Source organism: Fluviicola sp., from assembly GCF_030151805.1.
Lineage (GTDB): Bacteria > Bacteroidota > Bacteroidia > Flavobacteriales_D > Crocinitomicaceae > Fluviicola.
Genome location: NZ_JASLCN010000186.1, coordinates 1 through 4,134, shown reverse-complemented (window position 1 = coordinate 4,134; position 4,134 = coordinate 1). Strand labels below are relative to the sequence as shown.

General features: G+C 39.9%; 7 protein-coding genes. 2 read left to right on the top strand and 5 right to left on the bottom strand.

Features of this window, described 5'->3' with window-relative positions:
• On the top strand, positions 1-290 hold a 290-nt coding region (locus Q1V93_RS07065), incomplete at its 5' end, for a hypothetical protein (RefSeq protein ID WP_300663186.1).
• 59 nt (positions 291-349) lie between these two features.
• On the opposite strand, the gene Q1V93_RS07060 is transcribed toward Q1V93_RS07065, so the two are convergent.
• Genes Q1V93_RS07060 through pyrH form a run of 3 tightly spaced genes read right to left on the bottom strand, consistent with a single transcriptional unit; the run spans position 350 to position 2,009 of the window.
• Positions 350-709: a hypothetical protein gene (locus tag Q1V93_RS07060; protein WP_300663184.1), complete on the bottom strand. Its 360-nt coding sequence runs from the start codon at positions 707-709 to the stop codon at positions 350-352.
• Position 710: 1 nt separating this feature from the next.
• Positions 711-1,274, bottom strand: a complete 564-nt coding sequence (gene frr, locus Q1V93_RS07055) for a ribosome recycling factor (RefSeq protein WP_300663182.1) — start codon at positions 1,272-1,274, stop codon at positions 711-713.
• A 27-nt stretch (positions 1,275-1,301) separates the two neighbouring features.
• Positions 1,302-2,009 carry a UMP kinase gene (gene pyrH, locus Q1V93_RS07050; protein ID WP_124746575.1) on the bottom strand — a complete coding sequence of 236 codons (708 nt, stop codon included), beginning with the start codon at positions 2,007-2,009 and terminating at the stop codon, positions 1,302-1,304.
• Positions 2,010-2,120: 111 nt separating this feature from the next.
• On the opposite strand from pyrH, the gene Q1V93_RS07045 reads away from it, so the two are divergent.
• Positions 2,121-2,540 carry a DUF2007 domain-containing protein gene (locus Q1V93_RS07045; RefSeq protein WP_300663180.1) on the top strand — a complete coding sequence of 140 codons (420 nt, stop codon included), beginning with the start codon at positions 2,121-2,123 and terminating at the stop codon, positions 2,538-2,540.
• Between the two features lie 220 nt (positions 2,541-2,760).
• On the opposite strand, the gene tsf is transcribed toward Q1V93_RS07045, so the two are convergent.
• Both tsf and rpsB read right to left on the bottom strand, forming a co-directional pair.
• A complete protein-coding gene (gene tsf, locus Q1V93_RS07040; RefSeq protein ID WP_300663178.1) occupies positions 2,761-3,591 on the bottom strand; it encodes a translation elongation factor Ts in 831 nt (276 codons plus the stop codon).
• Positions 3,592-3,658: 67 nt separating this feature from the next.
• Positions 3,659-4,134: 30S ribosomal protein S2 (gene rpsB, locus Q1V93_RS07035; RefSeq protein WP_300663176.1), on the bottom strand; the 476-nt coding region annotated here is incomplete at its 5' end.

Here is a 4,134-nt window from a genome sequence, read left to right as displayed (position 1 = left end):
AAAATCAGAAATTAATGGTGCTTTTCAGCAGCGGAAAGCATCTCAATGAGCGCACCCTGATCTTTGATTCAAAAACAAAACTCAGACCCGATAAATTGATTGTTTCCGAAAACAGCACGCTGGTGATTGATTTCAAAACAGGCGAAAGAAGCAAAAAGCACGAAGAACAGGTAATCGGTTATCTGAACATTTTGAAGGAAATCGGAATGCCCGGAATTGAAGGGTATTTGTATTATACGGGTGGTTTGGGATTGGTGGAAGTTTCAGGTGGAAATATGCTGGATTTGTAACTTCTGGTTACATGTTCGCGGTATTGCGAACAACCCTTTATTTTAGATGGATTCAGGGATTATTTTTTATCCAAAAACATCACTCCTTCTGCAACACGAACCACCAGCGAGTTTTTATCCATATCCTCTACCAGCCAATCAATCTGCTTGTTTGTCAGGTCGTTTTTAATCTGAATAATACTCTTTTTCGGCACATGATATGTTCCGTGAACCGTGTCTTGTCCATAAACAACAAAAGGGAGACCGGATTCCTCTTTGCCTCCCCCTAAAAATTCATACACTTCTGTATGCGTTTCGTAAGAACCATCGTTCTTCAATATCTTTGTATAACTCCACTTTCCTTCCAACCGGTCGATAACCCGTTGTTTTTTGCAGGAAAAGAAAAAAAAGCATGCACAAACAATCAGAACGTAACGCATCTCAGATAGTCATTATATCTTTTTCTTTTGCATCAACCAAATCATCCACTTTTTTGATGAATGCATTGGTAATGTTTTGAATTTCGTTTTCTGCATCCTTGGACATATCTTCGGAAAGACCATCTGCTTTCATACCTTTTACCATGTCCAATGAATCTTTGCGATTGTTTCTGATCCCAACTTTTGCATGTTCGCCTTCTGCCTTCGCCTTTTTCACCAAATCACGTCTGCGTTCTTCTGTCAAAAGTGGAATTTGAATAATCAATTGTTCCCCGTTATTCTGTGGATTCAATCCCAAATTCGCATTCATGATTCCTTTTGCAATCTCGTTCAACATGGATTTTTCAAATGCCTGAACAGTCAATGTACGCGCATCCATGGAGTTCACGTTTCCAACTTGTTGAATCGGCGTAGGAGAACCGTAATAATCTACCATCACTCCGGAAAGCATAGACGGTGTAGCCTTTCCGGCTCTTACCTTTGTTAATTCGTTTTCTAAGTGATCTAATGATTTTGCATTCGATGACTTCAAATCATCATAAATTAGTTCTAACTCTTCGGTCATAATTTATCTAAATTGAATCTTTAGCTATTAGTTTCTTACAATTGTTCCCACTTGTTCGCCTGCCATCAATCGTTGCAGATTTCCCGGTGTATCCATGTCAAAAACAATGATCGGTAAATCGTTTTCCATGCAAAGCGTGAAAGCGGTCATATCCATTACTTTCAATCCTCTGCTATAAGCGTCTTCAAAAGTAATTACGTCAAATTTTGTTGCTGTAGGATCTTTCTCCGGATCTGCCGTATAAATTCCGTCAACGCGTGTCCCTTTCAGGATCACATCCGCATTGATTTCGATTGCTCTTAATGAAGCAGCAGAATCAGTCGTGAAATAAGGATTCCCGGTTCCTGCCCCAAAAATCACTACGCGACCTTTTTCCAAATGTCTCACAGCTCTTCTTCTCACGTAAGGTTCCGAAATTTCTTTCATTTCAATCGCAGATTGGAGACGCGTTTGAAGACCCGCGGATTCCAATGCAGACTGAAGCGCCATGGAATTGATCATTGTTGCCAACATTCCCATGTAATCTCCGTGCGTTCTGTCCATTCCGCCTTCTTCAGCCTGAACACCACGGAAAATGTTTCCACCTCCGATAACAATCGCCACTTCAACACCCAAATCGTGGATTTCCTTGATTTGCTTAGCGTATTCACTAAGCCGCTGGTTATCAATTCCAAATTGTTTGTCTCCCATGAGAGATTCACCACTTAATTTGAGCAGAATGCGACGGTATTTCATATTTATCGAAAGAAGTTGCGCAAATATAGTGGGAAATCTTTGAAATTCGGAAAACGATTCCAAAATAGTGGACGATAAATCACTAATTTAGATCAATAAAGATTGATTTCTATGGCACTTATTACTTTCAAGACATTCGACAATTCAATTGATGCTCACATTCTGAAAATCAAGCTTGAAAGTGAAGAAATTACCTGCTTTTTATTTGATGAAAACATTGTGAGCGTTAACCCGCTCTATTCCAACTTGGTGGGAGGGATCAAATTAAAAATCAACGAGGAAGACCTGGAACGCGCGAAAGAGATCGTATCCGAACTGGAACAAACACCTTACACTACGGAAGACGAAAAAGCCATCACCTGCCCCAATTGTCAATCCACTCATATTGAATCCGGTTATAAATCCATGAAAAGTGTCGGGGCTGTTATTTCTGCCATTGCTTCCTTTGTATTTTTCATTTTCCCGGTTTACAGGAAAGATGTTTACAAGTGTAAGGATTGCGGAAATGAATTCGATTTGAAGAGAAAATAACTTTTAGCTTCCATCAAAAAGAAGGACAATTATTAATTTCCCCTATGTGTTCTATGAATCTATTGTGGTTCAAAATAAATCACATAGAGCGTATCGATCACATAGTTTTATCACTTTGACGAACTTTTACATGATTACTGATATACTTTGTTCCCAAATGAAAGAAACAAAAAAATCCTGCCATAAAATGACAGGATTTCCGAATATCTAATTCCTTTGATTAGCTCAAAGAGAAACGCTTAAATTCTGTAACAGTCAATCCGTTCTCAGTTGAATTCAAGAACTGCTCAACAGTTACTTTGTTGTCGCGGATAAACTCCTGGCTCAACAAGGTATTTTCTTTGAAGAACTTCGTCAAACGACCTTGAGCAATTTTCTCAGCCATATCAGCAGGTTTCCCTTCCTGAATTGCCAATTCTTTACCCACTTCGATTTCACGCTCGATTGTACGTGCATCAACTCCGTCCTTATCCAAAGCGATTGGGTTCATAGCAGCAACTTGCATTGCAACCTGACGACCAGCTTCAGCAACTGAATCTCCACCTTTGTTCAAAGCAACCAACGTAGCCAATTGGTTCCCCGGGTGATTGTAAGCAACAACCGTGTCACCTTTCAATACAGCATATCCGGACAAATCCAATTTTTCACCGATAACACCAACTTGTTCAGTAATTTTCTCCTCAACAGTCAATTTATCATCGTACTTCAATCCTTTCAATTCTTCTGCAGTTGCAGGCAAATTGTTCATTGCGATATCAACCAAAGATTGAACGAAGTTACGGTAAGTATCATTTTTAGCAACGAAGTCTGTTTCACAGTTTAACGTTAATAAAACTCCAACTTTGTTGTCTGCGCTAGTTTGAGCAAAGATCAATCCTTCAGAAGCTTCGTTCTCACCTCTTTTCGCAGCAACTTTTTGACCTTTTTTACGCAAGATATCAACAGCAGCTTCGAAATCACCGTTTGCTTCTACCAATGCATTTTTACAGTCCATCATACCAGCACCTGTTTGCTGGCGTAATTTGTTTACATCTGACGCAGTAATTGCCATGACTATAAATCGTTTAAATGTTTGTACAAAAATATGCCCCGACTATTACGCCAGGGCTACTTTGATATTATTCTTTTGTCTCTTCTACTTTAGCTGCAACTTCTTCTGTTGTTGCTGCATCTTCTTTGTCTTTAGTTGCAGTTGTCTTGCGATCATCCAAACCTTCTTTGATTGAACTGCAGATTGCATCTAAAATGATTGCAATTGACTTTGTAGCATCATCATTTGCAGGAATTGGGAAATCTACCAAACGAGGGTCAGAATTCGTATCAACCATTGCAAATGTAGGGATACCCAAACGTTTTGCTTCAGCCAATGCAATGTGCTCATGTCCGATATCAACAAGGAACAAAGCTGCCGGTAAGCGGCCTAACTGAGCGATACCGCCCAATACTTTTTCCATTTTTTCCCTGTCGCGGCTCAGCATCAAACGCTCTTTTTTAGTGATGTTCTCTGCGCTGCCGTCAGCAAGCATTTTCTCGATGCTCTGCATTTTCTTAACGCTCTTACGGATAGTCTGGAAGTTGGTAAGCATACCACCCA